Annotated in this window: 18 protein-coding genes; 15 read left to right on the forward strand and 3 right to left on the reverse strand. The window is 44.1% G+C overall.

Annotated features, from left to right (window positions below; translation table 11 throughout):
- Positions 1 to 2 precede the first annotated feature (2 nt).
- Together rsmD and coaD are read left to right on the forward strand one after the other, a co-directional pair.
- Entirely contained in the window at positions 3 to 557 is a 555-nt protein-coding gene (rsmD, locus tag QY97_RS00640) for a 16S rRNA (guanine(966)-N(2))-methyltransferase RsmD (protein ID WP_039231915.1), read from the forward strand.
- Positions 558 to 574: 17 nt separating this feature from the next.
- A complete protein-coding gene (coaD, locus tag QY97_RS00645) occupies positions 575 to 1,063 on the forward strand; it encodes a pantetheine-phosphate adenylyltransferase (RefSeq protein WP_039231917.1) in 489 nt (162 codons plus the stop codon).
- A 101-nt stretch (positions 1,064 to 1,164) separates the two neighbouring features.
- Here coaD and ylbJ read toward each other — a convergent pair whose 3' ends face one another.
- Positions 1,165 to 2,382: a sporulation integral membrane protein YlbJ gene (gene ylbJ, locus QY97_RS00650; RefSeq protein ID WP_039231922.1), complete on the reverse strand. Its 1,218-nt coding sequence runs from the start codon at positions 2,380 to 2,382 to the stop codon at positions 1,165 to 1,167.
- Between the two features lie 197 nt (positions 2,383 to 2,579).
- Here ylbJ and QY97_RS00655 point away from each other — a divergent pair, with 197 nt between their 5' ends.
- Positions 2,580 to 3,374 carry a patatin-like phospholipase family protein gene (locus QY97_RS00655; protein WP_039231924.1) on the forward strand — a complete coding sequence of 265 codons (795 nt, stop codon included), beginning with the start codon at positions 2,580 to 2,582 and terminating at the stop codon, positions 3,372 to 3,374.
- On the forward strand, positions 3,364 to 4,398 hold the full coding sequence (locus QY97_RS00660; protein ID WP_039231926.1) for a SepM family pheromone-processing serine protease: 1,035 nt from the start codon (positions 3,364 to 3,366) through the stop codon (positions 4,396 to 4,398). Before QY97_RS00655 ends, QY97_RS00660 begins: the two co-directional genes overlap by 11 nt.
- 52 nt (positions 4,399 to 4,450) lie before the next feature.
- On the opposite strand, the gene QY97_RS00665 is transcribed toward QY97_RS00660, so the two are convergent.
- Positions 4,451 to 5,659: a nucleotidyltransferase gene (locus tag QY97_RS00665; protein WP_039231930.1), complete on the reverse strand. Its 1,209-nt coding sequence runs from the start codon at positions 5,657 to 5,659 to the stop codon at positions 4,451 to 4,453.
- A 204-nt stretch (positions 5,660 to 5,863) separates the two neighbouring features.
- Between QY97_RS00665 and QY97_RS00670 the strand changes: the two genes are divergently transcribed.
- The 3 genes from QY97_RS00670 to QY97_RS00680 all read left to right on the forward strand — a co-directional run bounded on the left by QY97_RS00670 (position 5,864) and on the right by QY97_RS00680 (position 7,529).
- Positions 5,864 to 6,391 carry a YceD family protein gene (locus QY97_RS00670; protein WP_039231933.1) on the forward strand — a complete coding sequence of 176 codons (528 nt, stop codon included), beginning with the start codon at positions 5,864 to 5,866 and terminating at the stop codon, positions 6,389 to 6,391.
- 66 nt (positions 6,392 to 6,457) lie between these two features.
- Positions 6,458 to 6,631, forward strand: a complete 174-nt coding sequence (gene rpmF / locus QY97_RS00675) for a 50S ribosomal protein L32 (RefSeq protein WP_039231936.1) — start codon at positions 6,458 to 6,460, stop codon at positions 6,629 to 6,631.
- A 139-nt stretch (positions 6,632 to 6,770) separates the two neighbouring features.
- Positions 6,771 to 7,529, forward strand: coding sequence for an enoyl-CoA hydratase/isomerase family protein (locus QY97_RS00680; RefSeq protein ID WP_039231939.1), 759 nt, complete (start codon positions 6,771 to 6,773; stop codon positions 7,527 to 7,529).
- Between the two features lie 73 nt (positions 7,530 to 7,602).
- Here QY97_RS00680 and QY97_RS00685 read toward each other — a convergent pair whose 3' ends face one another.
- Positions 7,603 to 8,058 (reverse strand): GNAT family N-acetyltransferase, encoded by a 456-nt coding sequence (locus QY97_RS00685; RefSeq protein ID WP_039231942.1) that lies wholly within the window; start codon positions 8,056 to 8,058, stop codon positions 7,603 to 7,605.
- A 173-nt stretch (positions 8,059 to 8,231) separates the two neighbouring features.
- Between QY97_RS00685 and QY97_RS00690 the strand changes: the two genes are divergently transcribed.
- From QY97_RS00690 to QY97_RS00725, 8 genes are all read left to right on the forward strand, one after another.
- Positions 8,232 to 9,122 carry a 2-dehydropantoate 2-reductase gene (locus tag QY97_RS00690; RefSeq protein WP_039231945.1) on the forward strand — a complete coding sequence of 297 codons (891 nt, stop codon included), beginning with the start codon at positions 8,232 to 8,234 and terminating at the stop codon, positions 9,120 to 9,122.
- 75 nt (positions 9,123 to 9,197) lie between these two features.
- A complete protein-coding gene (bshC, locus tag QY97_RS00695; RefSeq protein WP_039231947.1) occupies positions 9,198 to 10,826 on the forward strand; it encodes a bacillithiol biosynthesis cysteine-adding enzyme BshC in 1,629 nt (542 codons plus the stop codon).
- 302 nt (positions 10,827 to 11,128) lie between these two features.
- Complete coding sequence (mraZ, locus tag QY97_RS00700) at positions 11,129 to 11,560, forward strand: division/cell wall cluster transcriptional repressor MraZ (protein ID WP_039231950.1); 432 nt, start codon at positions 11,129 to 11,131, stop codon at positions 11,558 to 11,560.
- A 22-nt stretch (positions 11,561 to 11,582) separates the two neighbouring features.
- Positions 11,583 to 12,518 (forward strand): 16S rRNA (cytosine(1402)-N(4))-methyltransferase RsmH, encoded by a 936-nt coding sequence (rsmH, locus tag QY97_RS00705; protein ID WP_039231952.1) that lies wholly within the window; start codon positions 11,583 to 11,585, stop codon positions 12,516 to 12,518.
- Positions 12,519 to 12,539: 21 nt separating this feature from the next.
- Positions 12,540 to 12,896 carry a cell division protein FtsL gene (ftsL, locus tag QY97_RS00710; RefSeq protein WP_039231954.1) on the forward strand — a complete coding sequence of 119 codons (357 nt, stop codon included), beginning with the start codon at positions 12,540 to 12,542 and terminating at the stop codon, positions 12,894 to 12,896.
- Positions 12,893 to 15,190 (forward strand): penicillin-binding protein, encoded by a 2,298-nt coding sequence (locus QY97_RS00715; RefSeq protein ID WP_082090056.1) that lies wholly within the window; start codon positions 12,893 to 12,895, stop codon positions 15,188 to 15,190. The genes ftsL and QY97_RS00715 overlap by 4 nt, the downstream gene beginning before the upstream one ends.
- Positions 15,191 to 15,282: 92 nt before the next feature.
- Positions 15,283 to 17,199 carry a stage V sporulation protein D gene (locus QY97_RS00720; protein WP_039231956.1) on the forward strand — a complete coding sequence of 639 codons (1,917 nt, stop codon included), beginning with the start codon at positions 15,283 to 15,285 and terminating at the stop codon, positions 17,197 to 17,199.
- A gap of 296 nt (positions 17,200 to 17,495) precedes the next feature.
- The gene (locus QY97_RS00725; protein ID WP_039231958.1) at positions 17,496 to 18,974 is read left to right on the forward strand and encodes a UDP-N-acetylmuramoyl-L-alanyl-D-glutamate--2,6-diaminopimelate ligase; all 1,479 of its coding nucleotides are present in this window, start codon (positions 17,496 to 17,498) and stop codon (positions 18,972 to 18,974) included.

An 18,974-nucleotide genomic window follows, 5' to 3' on the forward strand; every position in this document is an offset into this window, starting at 1 on the left:
ATATGAGAGTAATATCAGGTACACATAAGGGGCTTCCGCTAAAAGCCGTACCGGGCAAGGACACGAGACCGACTACCGATAAGGTGAAGGAGTCCATTTTCAATATGATTGGTCCTTACTTTTCAGGCGGCCTTGGGCTCGATTTGTTTGCTGGAAGCGGTGGCTTGGGGATTGAAGCACTAAGCCGAGGTTTCTCCAAAGTTATTTTTGTAGATCGCCAAATGAAAGCGGTTCAAACAGTAAAAACCAACTTAGAAGCTTGTCGGTTAACTGAACAGAGTGAGGTATACAGGAATGATGCAGACCGGGCTTTGAAAGCCCTGCTGAAACGTGAGCTTGTATTTGACGGAATTTTCTTGGATCCACCTTATAAGCAAAGGCAGCTAGAACGTCTGCTGGCGATTATTGAGGAACATGATTTGTTGGCTAAAGATGGCTTTATCGTATGTGAGCACGGTTCTGAACATTCTCTGCAAGAAGAAATAGGCCGGCTTCGCCAAGTAAGAGTGGAAACCTATGGAGTGATTCGGGTTTCGATTTACAAATGGGGGAAATGAATAAAGGGGGATTTAGTATGACAAGGATTGCCGTTTGCCCAGGGAGCTTTGATCCAATTACAAACGGACACTTAGATATTATTCAGCGGGGCACAGAGATTTTTGATAAGGTATATGTAGTGGTATTGAGCAACTCGTCTAAAACACCGCTCTTCTCTACAGAGGAAAGAATGGAATTAATCAGAGAAGCAACGAACCATTTGCCAAATGTCGAAGTAGACAGCTTTAACGGCTTGCTTGTTGACTACGCAAGAAAAGTGGAGGCGAACGTGATCTTAAGAGGTTTGCGAGCTGTCTCTGACTTTGAATATGAGATGCGTATTACTTCAATGAACAAAGTATTGAATGACGATGTAGAAACACTCTTTATGATGACAAAGAGCCAGTACTCCTTTTTAAGTTCAAGCATCGTGAAGGAAGTAGCTAAATACAATGGGGATATTACAGGGTTCGTGCCGCCGGTCGTTGAACAAGCGCTTCAAGCAAAAAGAGAAGACGTTAAATAAGCAGCCGGTCCTGTAGGTTATACATATATACATATTATAAGAAAAGGAAAGAGCCGACTTCTCTATTCGAGAGTCGGCTCTTTCCTTTATCTTCAAGGGGTTCAAGACTTATACTTTTGTTTGTTATCGGCAACATAAATAACTATGTAGACCATCAGCATACTAATTGTTACGACTGGCCCAATATGCTGCAAGTTTTCAAGAACCCTTTCCCACAGGCTTGATGCAGCATGAGGCAGGGATATAACTGGCTCTGTATCTTCTGAATGAAAAGCAGGCTCGTAAATAGGCTTCCATAGCAGAAAGGCTAGCCCTGCAGAATAGAGTCCATGAAGCAAACGGGCGGTCAAAAACGGGCGAAAACGGATATCCGTTTCAGCCAGTATGCTTGCTACTTGAGCGTGAACACTTAAACCGCTAAAAGCAAGTACAAAGCTTACAACGATGACTTGCTGCAGCAAGTCAGCAGTATCAATTTGGCTGATCATCTGGCTGCCGAGAGTAATTTCGAACACGCCGGCGATAAATGGAACGCTTAATTCAGAAGGCAGATTAACTAACGATAATACGGCGGCTGCTCCGGCAGCGAGCACAGAAGTTACATTGAGATAAAATAAAACCTTATTCAGTACTGAAAAGAGAATAATAAATCCGCCAATCATCAATAGTGTATGAATAGAGGAGATGACTGCGTCACCCATCAGCTTTCCAACCGGCCGGCCATCCTCCTCTCTAGCTTCATGCATAGCAGCAAAGGCGGAAGAGAGTGAAAAGGAAGACGCTGAGGCGGGGGTGATTTCCTGTTTCGGGTGGTACAACCGCATCGTTAGTCCGACAAGCAAATTTCCTCCGTAATGAGCAACCGCCAGCAGTAAACCGAGCTGAGGATCATGAAAGAATCCTACGGCGACCGCTCCGACAATGAAAAGCGGATTAGAGGAGTTAGTGAAGCAAACAAGACGTTCAGCTTCAATTTGGGTGAGTTTCCCGCTTTGGCGCAGACGAGCCGTCAGCTTCGCCCCGGATGGAAAGCCTGAAGCCATAGCCATGGCCCAAACGAACCCGCCTGCTCCAGGGACTTTAAATAGCGGCCGCATAAGCGGTTCCAGTAGAAAACCGATGAAGCTGACAACTCCAAGACCGATCATCATTTCAGAGACAATGAAAAAAGGAAGCAAGGAAGGAAAAACAATTTCCCACCACATGTTTAATCCTCTAATAGAGGCTTCGAGAGAAATTTCAGGAAATGAAATTAATGAACCGGCAAAAGCGGTGACGATAAATGCCAGTAATAGGGTTTTTGCCTGAGCAGATGTCAACTGCAGCCCCTCCTTGTCTTCAAAGTCAGGTCTCATTCTAGGATTCGTTTCTGGTTTCGGGTAAAATACCGATAGAGCCACCCTCTTTATTAGAGGTTATTAGAGGAGTGAAACTTGTCCAGTTTTTATCAATATATTCATACAATAAAGAAATAGACCATAGCTTAAAGAGAAATAGACATATGGGGGGTCACACATTGTCACGACCGAAAATAGGGATCGCTCTTGGATCAGGAGGTGCCCGCGGATTTGCTCATGTTGGGGTATTAAAAGCCTTTGAAGAAGCGGGTATTTCTATTGATATGATTGCCGGAAGCAGCATGGGTGCTTTCGTGGCCAGCATTTATGGCGCTGGTCATAACATGGAGCAGTTCTACAAACTAGCTGCTGCGTTTCAGAGGAAGTACTTTCTTGACTTTACTGTACCTAAAATGGGATTTATTGCTGGAAAGAAGATCAAGGATTTTATCCAGCTTTTGACTCATAGAAAAAATATTGAAGACTTAAATATTCCGATTGCGATCGTAGCGACCGATATAAATAAAGCGGAAAAGGTCATTTTTACTAAAGGATCAGTTGCGGATGCTGTTCGGGCGAGTATTGCCATTCCGGGGATTTTCGTACCCGAGAAAATTAATGGCCGTCTGCTCGTAGACGGCGGTGTTATCGACCGGGTGCCGGTCTCTGTTGTAAAGGATATGGGAGCGGATATCACGATCGCCGTAGATGTTGCTTCAGTAAAAAAAGACGCTAAAATTCAGACGATTTTTGATGTTATTATGCAAAGTATTGATATTCTTCAGCTGGAAATCATTGATAACCGGCAAATGGCTTCAGACATCATGATTCGGCCGCCTGTGGAAAAGTACAACTCTAAAGCCTTTACGAATATTGAAGAGATTGTATTAGCAGGTGAAGAAGAAGCAAAGAAGAAAATACCAGAGATTTTAGAAAAGATCAGGCATTGGAAGGAGAACCACCATGAGACGTAGATGGCTGCCTTTTGCTTACTTATTCCTACTTCTGCTAGTAGGAGCTGCTTTCATTGATTTGCCTTACTATGTAATGAAGCCAGGTGATGCACACCCTCTGAAGCCAATGATAGAGGTAGAAGGCGGAGACAAAGATGACGGCACTTTAATGATGACGACCATTCGAATGGGGGAAGCGAATTATATTTCGTACCTTATTGCTTCCATACGGGACGAGGAGGAGATCCGGCCTGTTGAAGAAGTGAGAAGACCGCATGAATCGAATGAAGAATATAATGTTCGTCAGGAATATTTAATGGATAATTCTCAGCAGGATGCTATTACGGTTGCTTTTGATGCAGCGGATAAACCGTATACGTTTCATTATCAAGGCATTTATGTGCTGAATGTATTTCCAAACATGCCTGCGGATGGGAAGCTGGTGGCAGGTGACCGTATTACAGCAATCGATGGCAAGAGGTTTGAATCCTCTAAACAATTTATTGATTATGTACAGTCCCGGAAAGCAGGAGAGAAAATCACCGTTTCTTTTGTGAGGGAGGGCAAGGAGCGAGAAAAAGCCATTCAGCTGAAGTCTTTTGCTAATAATGCTGGAAAGCCCGGGCTTGGTATTAGTCTTGCCGATCACAAGGAGCTGGTGAGCCGTCCGGAAGTGAAGCTCAAAGCAGATGCGATTGGCGGGCCTTCTGCTGGACTGATGTTCAGTTTGGAGATCTATAATCAACTTGTTGAGGAAGACATAGCAAAAGGGAGAAAGGTTGCCGGAACAGGAACGATTGACGCCGAGGGAAACGTAGGACGTATCGGCGGCATTGCACAAAAAGTAGTCGCTGCTCATAAGGCGGGAGCAGAGGTATTTCTTGCACCAGCTGATGAAATTTCTCCTGAGATGCGCAAGAAGCTGCCGGGTATTCAATCGAACTATGAGGAGGCAGTAGAAGCAGCTAAAGCCCTTCGTACAGAAATGAAGGTGGTTCCAGTTCATACTTTTAAAGAGGCGCTGGATTATCTTCTTTCTGAATAAGGAAAACGGCTGAACACGCGCTGTACCGTGTTTAGCCGTTTCCTATATTTATTTAGGTCAGGATAACGGGCGGTTCGTTATATTCACTTAAAACGAGGGAATGAGAAGAGTAAGGTTCAAGACCTAAAGCGTACACCTCTGTTGCTTTTATATCCAGAGCCAGTTCTTTTTTGTAGGCGGCAGCTTTGGTGATTAAGGGGAGAGAAAGATTCTTCTTTATCTCATTTAAATATTGCCGTCCTTTTCCGTTCATGCCGAGTAAACGGATGTAGCGGGCGCTTTCCAATGCTTCATTCATTTCTTCTTTTGGCACGTTTAGAAGAATATGGACAAGCATGCGCTGGATACGGGTCCAAGTATACCGTTTAGTTTTCACGGCTTGCATAAAATCCGTGAAGCTTGAAGCAGAGCGAGCTGCTTGCTGCAAACGGTATTCAATTCCTTCGGTTACTTCATACAAGCATGCCAGCTCGGAAGGGGAGCTTGATAGAAGACGGTACTTTAAGAGCGGCCAGTATAATTCCCATGAATGAAGCTGACCATAATAGTTATAGTAACGAGTTAATTCCTTAAATACAGAGGGCGGGACATACTGCTCGACTGCCTTTAGCCCTTTACGTTCATGGATGGCCTTTCGGATACCTGTAGCGCTCGCAATAGGCTGGTCGCTTAATGCCTCTTCGTGAAAACCAGCCTGCTGCCGCTTAATGGTGAGCGGCTCCATAGGTGTTTCGAGTGTCCGGTTGGCCTGAACATAATGGAAGCCTAATATGTTGTTTGGCTGAGACAAGTCCAACGGCAAGGTATCTTCAAATAATTCTTCACGGGCAAGCGTTTGAGCTTTTGGAAAGCTGACTCCTTTACTCATATGCTTTCGAATGAGCGGATTCAAAAGGTGAGATGAAGCCTCTACCTGTTCGGCTGAAAGGAGGAAATCTCCGATCCGGCCATTCTCACTTCCGAAACAAAAGGAATTGCACGACAGCTCGTGAAGAATAGAGACAGCTCCTTTTGAAAAATACTCTGCTTTCTGGACAGAGAAGGCGTACGGCAGCTCAACGACAAGGTCCACTCCGTTTTCCAAAGCCATACGCGCCCGGGCCCATTTGTTCACAATCGCAGGCTCTCCCCTCTGCAGAAAGTGTCCGCTCATGACGGCGATGACAAGATCAGCCTTTGCAGCTTGGCGGGCTTGACGAGCATGATATAGATGACCGTTATGAAAGGGGTTATATTCAACGATAATACCAACTGTTTTCATTGTAACGTTCCTTTGTTATAGTTAATAAATAGTACGTAACCTTATTTTTATGAAAGGCAGGGAGCTTGTCAACTTCTTCGCTTATATATCAGGAAGTAGAAGACTGGCTTTACTCTTTTTGTCTCCCAGTATTGTCAAGAAAATATATTGACAAACGTTTTTGTGAAAGCTATAATTACTTTTGTTGCCTTGAGGTGATAAATAATGAAATGGTCAGTTATTCAACTACAGAAATTCCGTGACAAGGGCTTAGAAATCGATGAAATGGTAGATATGAGCCATTTGACAAGCCGTGATACGGATATTAGAAAATTAGCGCCCGTTCATATAGAAGGAAGAGCGGATATCGGCACGAATAAAGTTACATTCCATCTGAATGTGGAAGGACAAATGGTTTTGCCTTGTTCCCGTACATTGGTGGACGTCGATTATCCTTTTAACTTCTCTTTAACGGAAACGTATCTACTGAAAGCTTCTCTGGCTGAGGAGTATCAAGAAAGTGAAAGCGTTCATCTAGTACAAGGCGATGTCATTGATTTACAGCCGGTTCTTGAGGAAGAGATTCTACTGGCCGTGCCTATGCAAGTGATCAGTGAAGAGGCCGATGAACATGTACTTTCTTCAGGCAAGGGCTGGGATTATAAGGATGCTGAGTCTGATACTGAAGAAGAGGCAAAAGTAGACCCGAGACTTGCTGGATTGGCCGACTTTTTTAAATCAGATGAACAATAAACAATGAGAAGTACCAGCTATTTCTGGCTTCATATAGTTACATTCTCTTTTAAGGAGGTGGAAATAATGGCAGTACCTTTTAGAAGAACATCTACAACTAAAAAGAACAAGCGCCGTACGCATTTCAAGTTAGAAGTACCTGGAATGGTGGCATGCCCAAATTGCGGTGAAATGAAACTAGCTCACCGAGTATGCAAAGAGTGCGGAACATATAAAGGAAAAGAAGTAGTAAGCAAATAATCTATTTGCCCGCTCTTAATCCTGTCGAAAAAAACACGAAGAGACCATGGCTCTTCGTGTTTTTTTCATGCTGAAGAAAGTAAAATCCTGTTGAAGCTCCTCACTCGCACAAGATACAATATAAGTGGGAGGAGATCATATGGATTATTCAATTATACGTCAGGCGAGGGGCCTGCTAGTATTCACAATTACACGGGCAGCAAAGAGGAATGCGGTCAACTTCGAGGTAATGGAAGGATTAAAGAAAGCGATTGAGCAGGCAAAAGGAGAAGATGTCCGAGCCCTCGTTATTACAGGTGAGGGAGAGCAAGCCTTTTGTTCCGGCGGCGATTTATCGGTTTTTCATGAATTGCGCACAGAAGAGCAAGCGTACGGCATGCTCTCCAAAATGGCTGAAATTCTTTACAGTTTAGCTGTACTGCCGAAACCGACAGTTGCTTTAATTAATGGTACAGCGGTAGGCGGAGGATGTGAAATTGCTGCTGCCTGTGATTATCGGATTGCTAGGATCGGTGCGAAGCTTGGGTTTATTCAAGGAGGTTTAGCTATCACGACAGGCTGGGGAGGAGGAACACTGTTGCTCGAGCGAACGAACGCCTCTCATGCTTTAAAGCTGCTGACGGAAGCATCCGTGTACAGAGCAGAGCAGCTGGACCACATCGGATGGATAAACAAAGTGGTGGAGAAAGCCTCTGTGATAGAGGTGGAGCAATTTTTAGAAAAGGAACTTTCTATGTACAGTGGTGTTCTATCTGCTTATAAAGAGATTCAAGTTCGGAAATGGCAGGAGACAGACTTGCATGGACGTATTCTTCAAGAAGTCAGGACCTGTGCACAGCTATGGGCCCAGGAAGAACATCATCAGGCGGTAGATGCTTTTTTAGACAAAAATTCCTGACCAATCATACATAGGTGATATAAAAAGGCCTATCCTGTATAGTGCTGCAGGATAGGCTCTGTATTTTTAGTAGTTAGCTGATTTTTTTATGAGTGGCTGGCGGTGTCCACAACAGGCGGGAGCTGGTTTCTGAAAGAGGATTAAACTCCATTTTCTCCCAGAATGTATGAGATTTTACCCTTGGTTTTGTTAGAATAGGTAAATTAAACGTCTTGGCAAATTCGACAAGCTTTAAGCCGAAACCTTTATGCTGGTAATGGGGCAGCACTTCAAGCTTCCAAATTTCTATATATTCCCCACTGTCTGTTGGAAGCAAGCGGTCGGTATCCTTCTTCACATAGAGGCACATCCGGGCAGCCAGTCTGTCTCCATAGTATATACCGTAAAAAGGAGAAGAAGCATTGTCTTCTACCATATTAATTTGAAATTCCTCCAGCATTGAAAGTTCCTCTAGCCCGTACTCTTTAAAGCTTTTAAATTCTTCCAGTGTTTTGAAGTTTATTTTGAGATTTTCAACTGATAAAGCCATATTAATGATCCCCCTCTGCCTGTATAAAAAATAATGTTATATGACAAATCATGAACCTGCTACACTTATTATATAATAGTTGCGTGCAGAAATAAATAATTAGATTGATAACGCTTTCAGATTTAGTAGTTTTATATAGGACTGACTAATTATGTGTAGAAGAGGTGGAAAACGTGAAGGTTGGCGTGCTGGGCGGCGGAGCTATTGGCTTATTATTTGCTGCCTACTTAACAAGACAGTATCCAGTCACTCTGTTTACTAGAACAAAAGAGCAGGCAAAAAGGATAAATGAGCAAGGGCTTGTGCTTCAAGAAGGAGACAAAGAAAGTATATATAGCGTGGATGCCAAGACAAAAGAAGAGCTTGCCTACGTTTCATTAGACTGTCTATTTGTAGCAGTCAAGCAGTATGAAATGAAGAATATCCTTCCGCTTTTGAATAAAATAAATACTGAGACAGCGATTGTTTTCCTTCAAAACGGCATGGGCCATTTAGAAGAGGCTAATCGTTTGCCGCACAGTCATTTGTTTGCAGCTTCCGTAGGGCATGGTGCAGTAAGGCGGGGACCTGCAAAAGTTGAGATTCGAGGAAAAGGAAAGACGAATATAGCTGTATGTCGGGGGGATTGCCAGCTGCTTGCTCACCTTGTTCAGAGAATGGAGAAGGAATTTCCCATGCACTGGAAGGAAGATTATGAGAGTATGCTTTTAAGAAAATTGGCAGTTAATACGGTGATTAATCCATTGACAGCCGTTTTAAAAATAACAAATGGAGAGCTTATAGAAAACTCTTACTACCGCCGGCTGGCCGTCTCTGTATATGAAGAGTTCATGTCTGTATTTAGAGAAAAAGCGGGTGAGGATCTATGGGAGGAGGTTGAAGCTGTTTGCCGAACGACCGCCTCTAATCACTCGTCTATGCGCAAAGATATTGAGCTTGGGCACCCAACAGAAGTAGATGCGATACTTGGCTACATGCTTTTAAAAGCAAAGGAAGGGAATAAAGCGGTCCCTATCACAACTGCCTTGTATCAGATGATTAAGGGGCTAGAGCAAGAGGAATGAAGCAGAACATTGTTTCTCTTTAGCGTTAGATGATATACTCAAACAAGTAAAATGCACGTAGAAAGGAAGACACTTATGGAGCTGGAATCAATTTCTCTTCCTGCAATCAACCGGTTTGCTTCTCTTTATTTAGAGCAGAAGCCGCCTGTAACGGACTTCTTTCATTATCATTTATCTGATGAACAAGCATATAAGAAAAGAGCGGTTGATTTACAGGGACGCACTTATAAAAGGGAAGCGTTAGCTGCATGTATTGAGGAGTATATGGAGCCGTTCCCTTATTCGAAGGAGGTATCTGCTTCTATCGAAAAGCTGAAAGATGAGCGTTCAGCGGTCGTAATAGGCGGACAGCAGGCTGGGCTTTTAACTGGGCCTCTTTATACTATTTACAAAATTATTTCCATCGTTCAGCTTGCTGAAAGGAAGGAGAAAGAATTAAATATCCCGGTAGTGCCGGTGTTTTGGATTGCCGGTGAGGACCATGATTTTCAAGAAGTTAACCATGTTTACATAGAGAGCGAATCGGCGATGAAGAAAGCGGCGTATCCGGAACGTATTCTTGAAAAGAAGATGGTCTCAGATATTGAGTATGATCAAAAGCAAATGGCAAGCTGGATACATAAGGTGTTTACAGCATTTGGGGAAACGGAGCATACGAATGATCTGCTGAGATCTGTACTGAAAGAAGCAGAACGAGCAAAAACGATGACAGAGTTTTTCGCCCGTTTGATTCATTCCCTGTTTAATAAATATGGCTTACTATTGATTGATGCTGCTTATCCAACCCTGCGGAAGCTCGAACAACCTTTTTTTAAGCAGCTGATTGAAGAAGCACCTGACATTACAGAGGATGTGCTGAAGGCTCAACGGGAGCTGGCGGGCTTTGACTTCCAACGCACAATAGATCTGGCAGACTCGGCTGCCAACTTGTTTGTTTATGAACAGGGCAACCGGGTGCTTTTAGATTATGACCGTGAAACGGATGCGTTTTTATCAAAATCAGCAGGCATAAGGTATAGCAGGGCAGAGCTCCTTGATTTATTAGAGGAAGCGCCGGAAAGATTCAGCAATAATGTAGTGACCCGTCCGCTTATGCAAGAGTGGCTGTTCCCGACGCTGGCATTCATCGCTGGACCTGGTGAAATTGCTTATTGGGCAGAACTTAAGTATGCTTTTGAGCGAATGGGGATGGATATGCCGCCAATTGCTGCCCGTTTAAATGTCACACTGCTTGAAAGAAATATTGAAAGAGATCTCCAGGATCTTGGCATTCCTCTTGATTCTGTGCTCTACAAAGGAGTTGCTGCTGAGAAGGAAGAGTTCTGGAATTCTGTAAAGGACGATCATTTTCATGAAATGATTGAGCGTGTACAGCAGTCGCTTATGACGCAGTATGAAGAGATTGAGCAGTACGCTCATCAGTTTCATAAGGGAGCGATTCCGATTGTGCTGAAAAACCGGAACTTCCATTTGGAACAGCTCCAATTCCTCGCTCGAAAAACAGATGAAATCATCGGAGAAAAGCATGCAGCAGTTTTGAGAAAATACAGCCGGCTGCAAAATGCGCTGCGTCCTGAGAATGCTCCGCAGGAACGTATGCGAAATGTCTACGAGTATTTAAATAAATATGGGACAAATCTCGTTTCAAGCTTGATGGATATCGATTATCCATTTAACGGACAGCACCACGTAGTCAAACTATAGAGCATACAGCTGCTATGACGGCAGCTGTATGCTTTTTTGAGTTTATAGAAAAATCCTCCATTTTTCACATTAGTCCTGTCGATTTCTTCAATAAATGTATGGGAATGACGAACTTTTTCCCGGGTTTCTTCCTTTTTTAAACAGGCATGTAGAAAAGCACGGTTTTCTAAGGGAAAACCCCGAAAGAAAACGATGAAATATTTCTTATTCGAGCAGGGAATAATAGAGTTTAGGAGAAATCAAAAATAGTGGAGTTAAGTGGGGGAATGTGGTACAGTTAGGTAGGAAAGTGGGGGAAAGGTATGTTCAAAGGTGAATTTCATCATTCAATTGATGCGAAAGGCCGTTTGATCATACCAGCAAAGCTCCGTGAACAGCTAGGCGAAACATTTGTACTCACGCGAGGAATAGACCGGTGCTTGTTTGGCTACCCGCTTAAGGAGTGGCAGTTACTTGAAGAAAAGCTAAAGGCTTTACCTCTTACAAAAAAGGATGCCCGCGCTTTTATGCGCTTCTTTTTTTCAGGAGCGAATGATTGTGAACTAGATAAGCAGGGCAGAGTAAATATTCCTTCCACGCTCTCCGAGTACGCCCGTTTAGGGAAAGAATGTGTTATTCTTGGGGTTTCTAATCGTATAGAGATTTGGAGCAAGCCTATCTGGGAAGAGTACTTTGAGCAATCAGAAGAATCCTTCTCTGAAATTGCGGAGAAGATGGTTGATTTTGACATTTAAGATGTGAATGGACTGATCAAGAATGAGCTTTGAGCATACAACTGTGCTATTAAAAGAAACGGTAGAAGGCTTAAATGTTCGTCCAGATGGTGTATACGTTGATTGTACACTAGGTGGGGCGGGCCATAGCGAATACTTATTGAGCCTGCTTGGCGAAAAAGGAAAGCTATATGCATTTGACCAGGATGAGACAGCGCTTCGCCATGCGGAGAAAAAGTTAGAGCGGTTTGGCGACCGTGTCACGCTGATCAAAAGTAATTTTAAGCATATTAAAGAAGAGCTTGCACATCTAGGAGTAGAGAAAGTGGATGGTGTATTATATGACCTGGGTGTTTCTTCGCCTCAGCTGGATACGCCTGAACGAGGGTTTAGCTATCACCATGATGCACCGCTGGATATGAGGATGGATGTAACAGGTGACGTGAGTGCTTATGATGTAGTAAACCACTGGTCATACGAGGCTTTAGTGAGGATTTTCTTCCAATATGGGGAAGAAAAATTCTCTAAACAAATTGCCCGCAAAATCGAAGCGGCTCGTGAGACGAAGCCGATTGAAACAACCGCAGAGCTGGTAGAGCTAATAAAGGAAGGCATTCCAGCCCCAGCCCGCAGGAAAGGCGGACACCCCGCTAAACGGATCTTCCAAGCTATTCGCATTGCAGTAAATGATGAGCTGCGTGTATTTGAGGAGTCACTTAAATCTTCTATTAGCTTGTTAAAGCCACAGGGAAGAATTAGTGTTATTACCTTTCACTCATTAGAAGACCGTATTTGCAAGACAATTTTCAAAGAAGCAAGCCAGCCGCCGGATTTGCCGCCAGGTTTGCCAGTTATTCCAAAAGAATATGAACCAGAATTGAAGCTGATTACAAGAAAGCCAATCTTACCTTCAGAGGAGGAATTGGAGAACAATAACAGGGCCCGTTCTGCTAAGCTGCGCATTGCAGAGAAACGGTGATAAATAAAGAGGGGGGATAAGATGGACAATCTAGCAAAGAAGCAGACAATAAACCAAGAGGTTAAAGCAGAACCGAAGAGAAAGAAACAGCTCATTCAGAAGCGTCTGTTTACTCCGGGGGAGAAGATTCTCTTTTTATTGTTCGCCTTGACGATTTGCTTTATGGGAGCAAAGATCATTTCAACACAAGCAGCTTTATATGAGGTAAGCAAAGATATTCAGGACGTAGAAGCACAGATTCAGGAACAGAGTAAAATCAATCATGACCTCGAGGTACAAGTCAGCGAAGAAAGTACATACGAGAAAATCGGGGAACGTGCAAGAGAGCTGGGCTTGGAGCTAAGCGAGCGGAACATTAAGGTTGTGCAGCCGGAATGAAAGAGAACAAATTAAATATGAAAAGAGGGGCAGCGGTATTATTTATTATATTCGCGCTGCTCTTTTTTGTCTTATTTGCTCGTTTTTCCTTTATTCAAATAACAGGAAAGGCCGATGGACATTCATTGAAAAATGAAGCGCTTCAAAAGTATTTGAGAACGGATACACTGGAGGCAAAAAGAGGAACCATTTATGATCGCAATGGTTCAGTTATAGCAGAGGATGCGACCTCTTTCACGATTGCGGCGATCTTAGATCCGGAAATGACGACAGACCCGGATAATCCGCAGCATGTTGTTGATCCGGAGAAAACAGCTGAAGTTCTTTCTAAATATATTGATATGGAAAAGGAAGATATTGAGAAGCAGCTGCGCAAGGAAGGAGTCTTCCAGGTTGAATTCGGAAGGTACGGAAGGGATTTATCGAGTAAAGTAAAGAACCAGATCGAGGAAGAAAATCTGCCCGGCATTATTTTTATGAGGGACTCTAAGCGCTTCTATCCAAATGGCAAGTTCGCCTCTCACTTGATCGGATTTACCCAGGAGCTTGAAGAGAAGAAAGGCGACAGCATTGTGAAGAAGACAGTCGGTCGAATGGGGATTGAAAAAGTATACGAGGATTACTTGAGAGGTGAGAACGGAAAGGTTCAGTACAAGAGTGACTTGTGGGGATATTTGCTAGAAGACAAGCAACAGATGGTCCAGGACCCGGATAATGGGGACCACATTTATCTAACCATTGATTCCAAGATTCAAACATTCCTAGAAGATGCTTTGAATGAAGTAGACAAGCAGTATAATCCAGAGAAGGCATTTGCAATTGTTGCAGATGCGAAAACAGGTAAGATTCTTGCTATGGGACAGCGTCCCTCCTTTCACCCGGACACGCGTGTAGGTTTAGGAGAGAACTGGCAAAATGACCTTGTAGAATACTCATTTGAGCCGGGATCAACTATGAAGATCTTTACCATTGCTTCTGCTATTGAAGAAGGCGTATTTGATCCAGACGAGACATTTGAATCCGGCACATATAAGATTGGTGATACGGTGATCCGTGATCATAACAATGGAGAAGGCTGGGGAAGGATCACCTATTTGGAAGGGGTTCAGCGCTCATCCAATGTAGCAATGGCCAATCTATTAGATAAAATGGGACCGGATGTATTCAAGCAATATTTAAAGGATTTTCGATTTGGCCAGAAAACGGGGATTGAACTGCCAAATGAAGCAAAAGGACAAATCTTGTACAATTGGCCTGTGGAACAGGTTACCTCTTCATTTGGACAGGGAACAACGGTAACGGCGCTGCAAATGGTGCAGGCAGCAACAGCCATAGCCAATGATGGAAAGATGATGCGTCCATTTATAGTTGATAAGGTAGTAGACGACAAGACGAACGAAGCGATTATTGATCAAAAGCCTGAACAAGTAGGAGAGCCGATTTCGAAGGAAACAGCTGAAAAGGCACGTGAAATATTAGAGACTGTTACTTCCTCAGATGTTGGCACAGGTCAAATCTACCAGATTCAGGGGTATGAAGTATTAGGGAAAACGGGCACTGCCCAGATGCCTGACCCCAATGGGGGGTATTTACAGGGCAGCGGTAACTATATTTACTCCTTTCTAGGTATGGCGCCTGCTGATAATCCTGAATTGATTGTTTATACGGCTGTCGCCAAGCCCCAGCTTGAAGGAGAGGCTGGTTCGGCTCCTGTTTCTAAAATATTCAATTCAGTTATGCGAAACAGCCTTCAATATCTGAACGTCCAGCAAGAAGAAATGCCAACCATGGAGACGGTAAGCCTTGAGGACTACGAAGGTGAAAAGGTAGAGAAAACGGTTGAAGCGCTTGAGAAGAATGGCGTCATCCCGGTGGTACTGGGAGACGGCAAAGAGATAAGTGAACAGTTGCCTAAACCTGATACTGCTCTCTTAGAAGGAGAGAAAGTTCTTCTAAAGACAGATGGAGAGATGACTATGCCTGACATGGAAGGCTGGTCTCTGCGTGATACAATCAAAGCTGCTGATTTGATGGGCTTAAAGCTTAGCTACAGCGGAGAAGGATATGTAGTTAATCAAAACATTGAGCAAGGACGCAAGGTCAAAGAAGGCCAGAAGCTGATTGTTAAGCTGGTGCAGCAAAAAGAAAGAGTACTGAGAAATGATGACCAGACAGAAGAGGAGCAGCCAGGGGAAGGGCAATCAGCTGAGGAACAAGAAGAAACATCAGAGGAGGATGAGCAGTCCGAAGAGACTTCTGAAGAGCGAGAGAGCCAGGAAGAACAAGATGCCTAGCAGGCACCTTGTTCTTTTTTTTGTGTCGAATCCCCAATCATATTTCTTCTCCCGTCTCATATATTGAAGGAGAGTGAAGGGAGGGGACAGGCTTGAAGAGAGTTTCTGCCGTTACAGCGAGAAAGCGGCTCATCTTCGTATTATTTGCCGGTCTTTTTATATTTTTTGTGATCGGTCTTCGTTTAGCTTATGTTCAATTTGCGCTTGGAGATGATTTAACCGATAAAGCAAAGGATTTATGGAGCCGTAACATTCCTTTCGAAGCGGAGAGAGGAAAAATTATTGATCGAAACGGAGAAGCCTTGGCAGAGAATAAAAGTGCACCGACAGTTTATGTAGTTCCCCGTCAAATTGAGAACCCTGAGGAAGCAGCTGAACAGCTGTCGGCTGTGCTGAATATGTCAGAGGAAAAAGCGTACAGACATGTAACAAAAAAGCAGTCGATTGAACGGATTCACCCCGAGGGAAGAAAGATTTCATTTGAGAAAGCTGAAGAAGTGCGGTCTCTTGGCATAAAAGGAGTATATATTGCAGAGGACTCGAAACGCCATTATCCATTTGGCAAAAGCCTGGCACATGTTTTAGGCTTTGCTGGAATTGATAATCAGGGGCTAATGGGACTTGAGGCCTATTATGATGAAGAACTGAGCGGCGAGCAGGGGGCTATGAGGTTTTTCTCTGATGCCAAAGGGCAGCGTATGCCGCAAATGCCGGACGGCTACACGCCTCCGCAGGATGGATTGGATTTAAAGTTGACCATTGATTCGAAAATTCAGACCATCGTAGAAAGAGAGCTTGATATTGCGGATGCCAAATACAATCCTGATGGGGCCATCGCGATTGCTATGAACCCGAACAATGGAGAAGTTTTAGCGATGGCAAGCCGTCCTTCCTTCAACCCTGAGAAGTTCCAGGATGTATCGCCTGAGGTATATAACCGGAATTTGCCGATTTGGAGCACCTTTGAACCAGGTTCCACCTTTAAAATTATCACGCTTGCTGCTGCATTAGAGGAAAACAAGGTTGACCTTCATAAAGAACATTTCCATGACCCAGGAGCTGTAGAAGTAGATGGGGCCAGGCTGCGCTGCTGGAAAGCGGGAGGGCATGGACATCAGTCCTTCTTAGAGGTAGTGGAGAATTCCTGCAACCCAGGGTTTGTAGAGCTTGGTCAGCGTCTTGGAAAAGAAACGCTATTTAAGTATATCCGCAATTTTGGCTTCGGTCAGAAAACTGGTATTGATTTGCAAGGGGAAGGCAGAGGAATCTTGTTTGCTATGGACAGGGTAGGCCCCGTTGAGCTGGCCACCACAGCTTTTGGACAAGGTGTGGCCGTCACGCCGATTCAACAGGTTGCCGCTGTGTCGGCAGCTGTTAACGGAGGGATTCTTTATCAGCCTTATGTAGCGAAGGAGCTTATTGACTCGTCTACTGGAGAGGTGGTAGAGAGGAAGACGCCCGTCGCTAAGAGGAGAGTCATTTCCGAGGAAACATCGAAGGAAATCCGCGGGGCGCTTGAGAGCGTAGTCGCTCAAGGAACAGGTCGAAACGCTTTCGTTGATGGATACCGTGTAGGCGGAAAAACAGGAACCGCCCAGAAGGCTCAAGGAGGCCGTTATTTAGAGAATAACCACATCGTATCGTTTATTGGTGTAGCTCCTGCGGATGATCCTCAGCTAGTGATTTACGTAGCAGTAGATAACCCAAAAGGCACCGTGCAATTTGGAGGTACGGTCGCAGCGCCGATTGTCGGAAAGGTCATGGAAGACAGCCTGCAAGTAATGAACGTGAAACCTCGTAAACAGCAGATCGAAAAGGAAGTACAATGGAATGACCCGCAGATTGTTGAAGTGCCTGATTTAAAAGGACTTTCGCAAAAGGAGCTATCCCTGCAGCTTTATGACTTTAAGCTGGAAGTAGAAGGAAAAGGCAGCAAAGTTGTTCAGCAATCACCAATGGCAGGGGCGAAAGTAGAATCTGGTTCAACGATTCGCGTCTTTCTGCAGTAGAAAATTTGATGGCCCGCCGCTCTAGAACGGCGGGCTTTTTTATGAGGAACCAAGAAAGCTATTTTCGGATGATTCTTTCAGAAGAAAAGAGAACAAATAAAAAACGAGACGAAAACATCATGACATGAGGTGAATTTATGATAATATGGTCGTTGTGACTGAATGAGCAAAAACGAAAAGAATAAATCCATCTAGGCAGCTTTTGAAGAGTCGCATCATTTGTTTTTTGTTAAAATAGTAAAGAACTTTATTGGTAGAATATACATAATCAACAGAAACAGAAAGGATGAAGCACTTTGAACCTATCAGACTTATTAAGGGCCCTCCCTTTTTATACATTATCCTATGAAGCGAACCCTGATATTCTTTCATTAGAAAATGATCATCGCCGCGTCGCAGAAGGGGCTTTGTTTATTTGCATTAAAGGCTATACCTTTGATGGCCATTCAGTAGCCCAGGAGGCGGTCAATAATGGAGCAAGAGCCGTGCTGGCTGAACGGCCGGTTGATGTAAAGGGGGCGCCAGTCATACTTGTAGAGGAAACAAAGCGGGCGATGGCGGTGCTGGCTGATCATTTTTATCAGTCACCGACTGCCCAGATGAAGCTGATTGGTATTACAGGAACAAATGGAAAAACAACGACAAGCCACCTTTTAGAGGAAATATACAGAGAAGCTGGTGAGACTACTGGTTTGATTGGCACAATGTATATGAAAATCGGTGAGGAAGTCATTGAAACGAAAAATACAACACCAGAAAGCTTGACTTTGCAAAAGACTTTTAAGCAAATGAAGGACCGTCATGTTACCGCTGCTGTGATGGAGGTATCCTCTCATTCCCTTGTTGAAGGAAGAGTATGGGGCTGTGATTATGATGTGGCGGTATTCACCAACTTGACTCAGGATCACCTTGACTACCATAAAACAATGGAAGAATATAGGAGGGCAAAAGGCTTATTATTTGCCCAGCTTGGCAATACGTATCAAGCGAGCCGTCCTAAATTTGCAGTATTAAATGCGGATGAAGAGGCTTCTTCTTTTTACAAGAAAGAAACGGCTGCTCATATTGTTACATATGGAATTGAAAAAGAAGCCATGTTCCGGGCAGAAAACATTCAGTTGACCTCAGAAGGAACAGCATTTGATGTGATTTATCCAGGCGGCGTAAAAAAGGTTAAAACAAAGCTTGCTGGAAAATTCAATGTGTACAACGTACTGGCAGCTCTGTCCGCTGCTCATGCTTCAGGAGTGACCTTAGACACGGCTGTAAAGGCGGTCGGGAAGATTAGCGGAGTGGCTGGAAGGTTTGAGCTTGTGCCGAATGAGCAGGGCATACTTGTAGTTGTGGATTACGCCCATACACCTGATAGCCTTGTTAACGTGCTTCAAACAGTACAGCCGATCACAAAAGGCGAGGTTTTAACCGTTATAGGATGCGGCGGTGACCGCGACCGGACCAAGCGGCCGCTAATGGCTAAAGCGGCCTGTGATTATTCGGATCAAGCTATATTTACATCGGACAATCCGCGCAGTGAGGATCCGCTCTCCATTTTGAAAGACATGGAAGCCGGGGCTAAGGGCCAAGCGTACACGACTATTCAGGATAGAAAAGAAGCAATTTTTTATGCTGTTGGACGGGCTAAACCCGGGGATACGGTAGTTATTGCAGGAAAGGGACATGAAACATACCAAATTGTCGGTGATAAGGTGCTTGATTTTGATGATCGGATAGCAGCTAAAGAAGCATTAGCTGCCCGTAAGGAAGAGGAGAAGTAA

The organism is Bacillus thermotolerans (assembly GCF_000812025.2).
Lineage (GTDB): Bacteria > Bacillota > Bacilli > Bacillales > Domibacillaceae > Quasibacillus > Quasibacillus thermotolerans.

Excerpts from the sequence above, each read along its gene's own strand:
- rsmD (WP_039231915.1), top strand. The coding sequence starts at position 3 with ATGAGAGTAATATCAGGTACACATAAGGGGCTTCCGCTAAAAGCCGTA.
- coaD (WP_039231917.1), top strand. The coding sequence starts at position 575 with ATGACAAGGATTGCCGTTTGCCCAGGGAGCTTTGATCCAATTACAAAC.
- QY97_RS00660 (WP_039231926.1), top strand. The coding sequence starts at position 3,364 with ATGAGACGTAGATGGCTGCCTTTTGCTTACTTATTCCTACTTCTGCTA.
- QY97_RS00665 (WP_039231930.1), bottom strand. The coding sequence starts at position 5,659 with ATGAAAACAGTTGGTATTATCGTTGAATATAACCCCTTTCATAACGGT.
- QY97_RS00670 (WP_039231933.1), top strand. The coding sequence starts at position 5,864 with ATGAAATGGTCAGTTATTCAACTACAGAAATTCCGTGACAAGGGCTTA.
- rpmF (WP_039231936.1), top strand. The coding sequence starts at position 6,458 with ATGGCAGTACCTTTTAGAAGAACATCTACAACTAAAAAGAACAAGCGC.
- QY97_RS00680 (WP_039231939.1), top strand. The coding sequence starts at position 6,771 with ATGGATTATTCAATTATACGTCAGGCGAGGGGCCTGCTAGTATTCACA.
- QY97_RS00685 (WP_039231942.1), bottom strand. The coding sequence starts at position 8,058 with ATGGCTTTATCAGTTGAAAATCTCAAAATAAACTTCAAAACACTGGAA.
- bshC (WP_039231947.1), top strand. The coding sequence starts at position 9,198 with ATGGAGCTGGAATCAATTTCTCTTCCTGCAATCAACCGGTTTGCTTCT.
- mraZ (WP_039231950.1), top strand. The coding sequence starts at position 11,129 with ATGTTCAAAGGTGAATTTCATCATTCAATTGATGCGAAAGGCCGTTTG.
- rsmH (WP_039231952.1), top strand. The coding sequence starts at position 11,583 with ATGAGCTTTGAGCATACAACTGTGCTATTAAAAGAAACGGTAGAAGGC.
- ftsL (WP_039231954.1), top strand. The coding sequence starts at position 12,540 with ATGGACAATCTAGCAAAGAAGCAGACAATAAACCAAGAGGTTAAAGCA.
- QY97_RS00715 (WP_082090056.1), top strand. The coding sequence starts at position 12,893 with ATGAAAGAGAACAAATTAAATATGAAAAGAGGGGCAGCGGTATTATTT.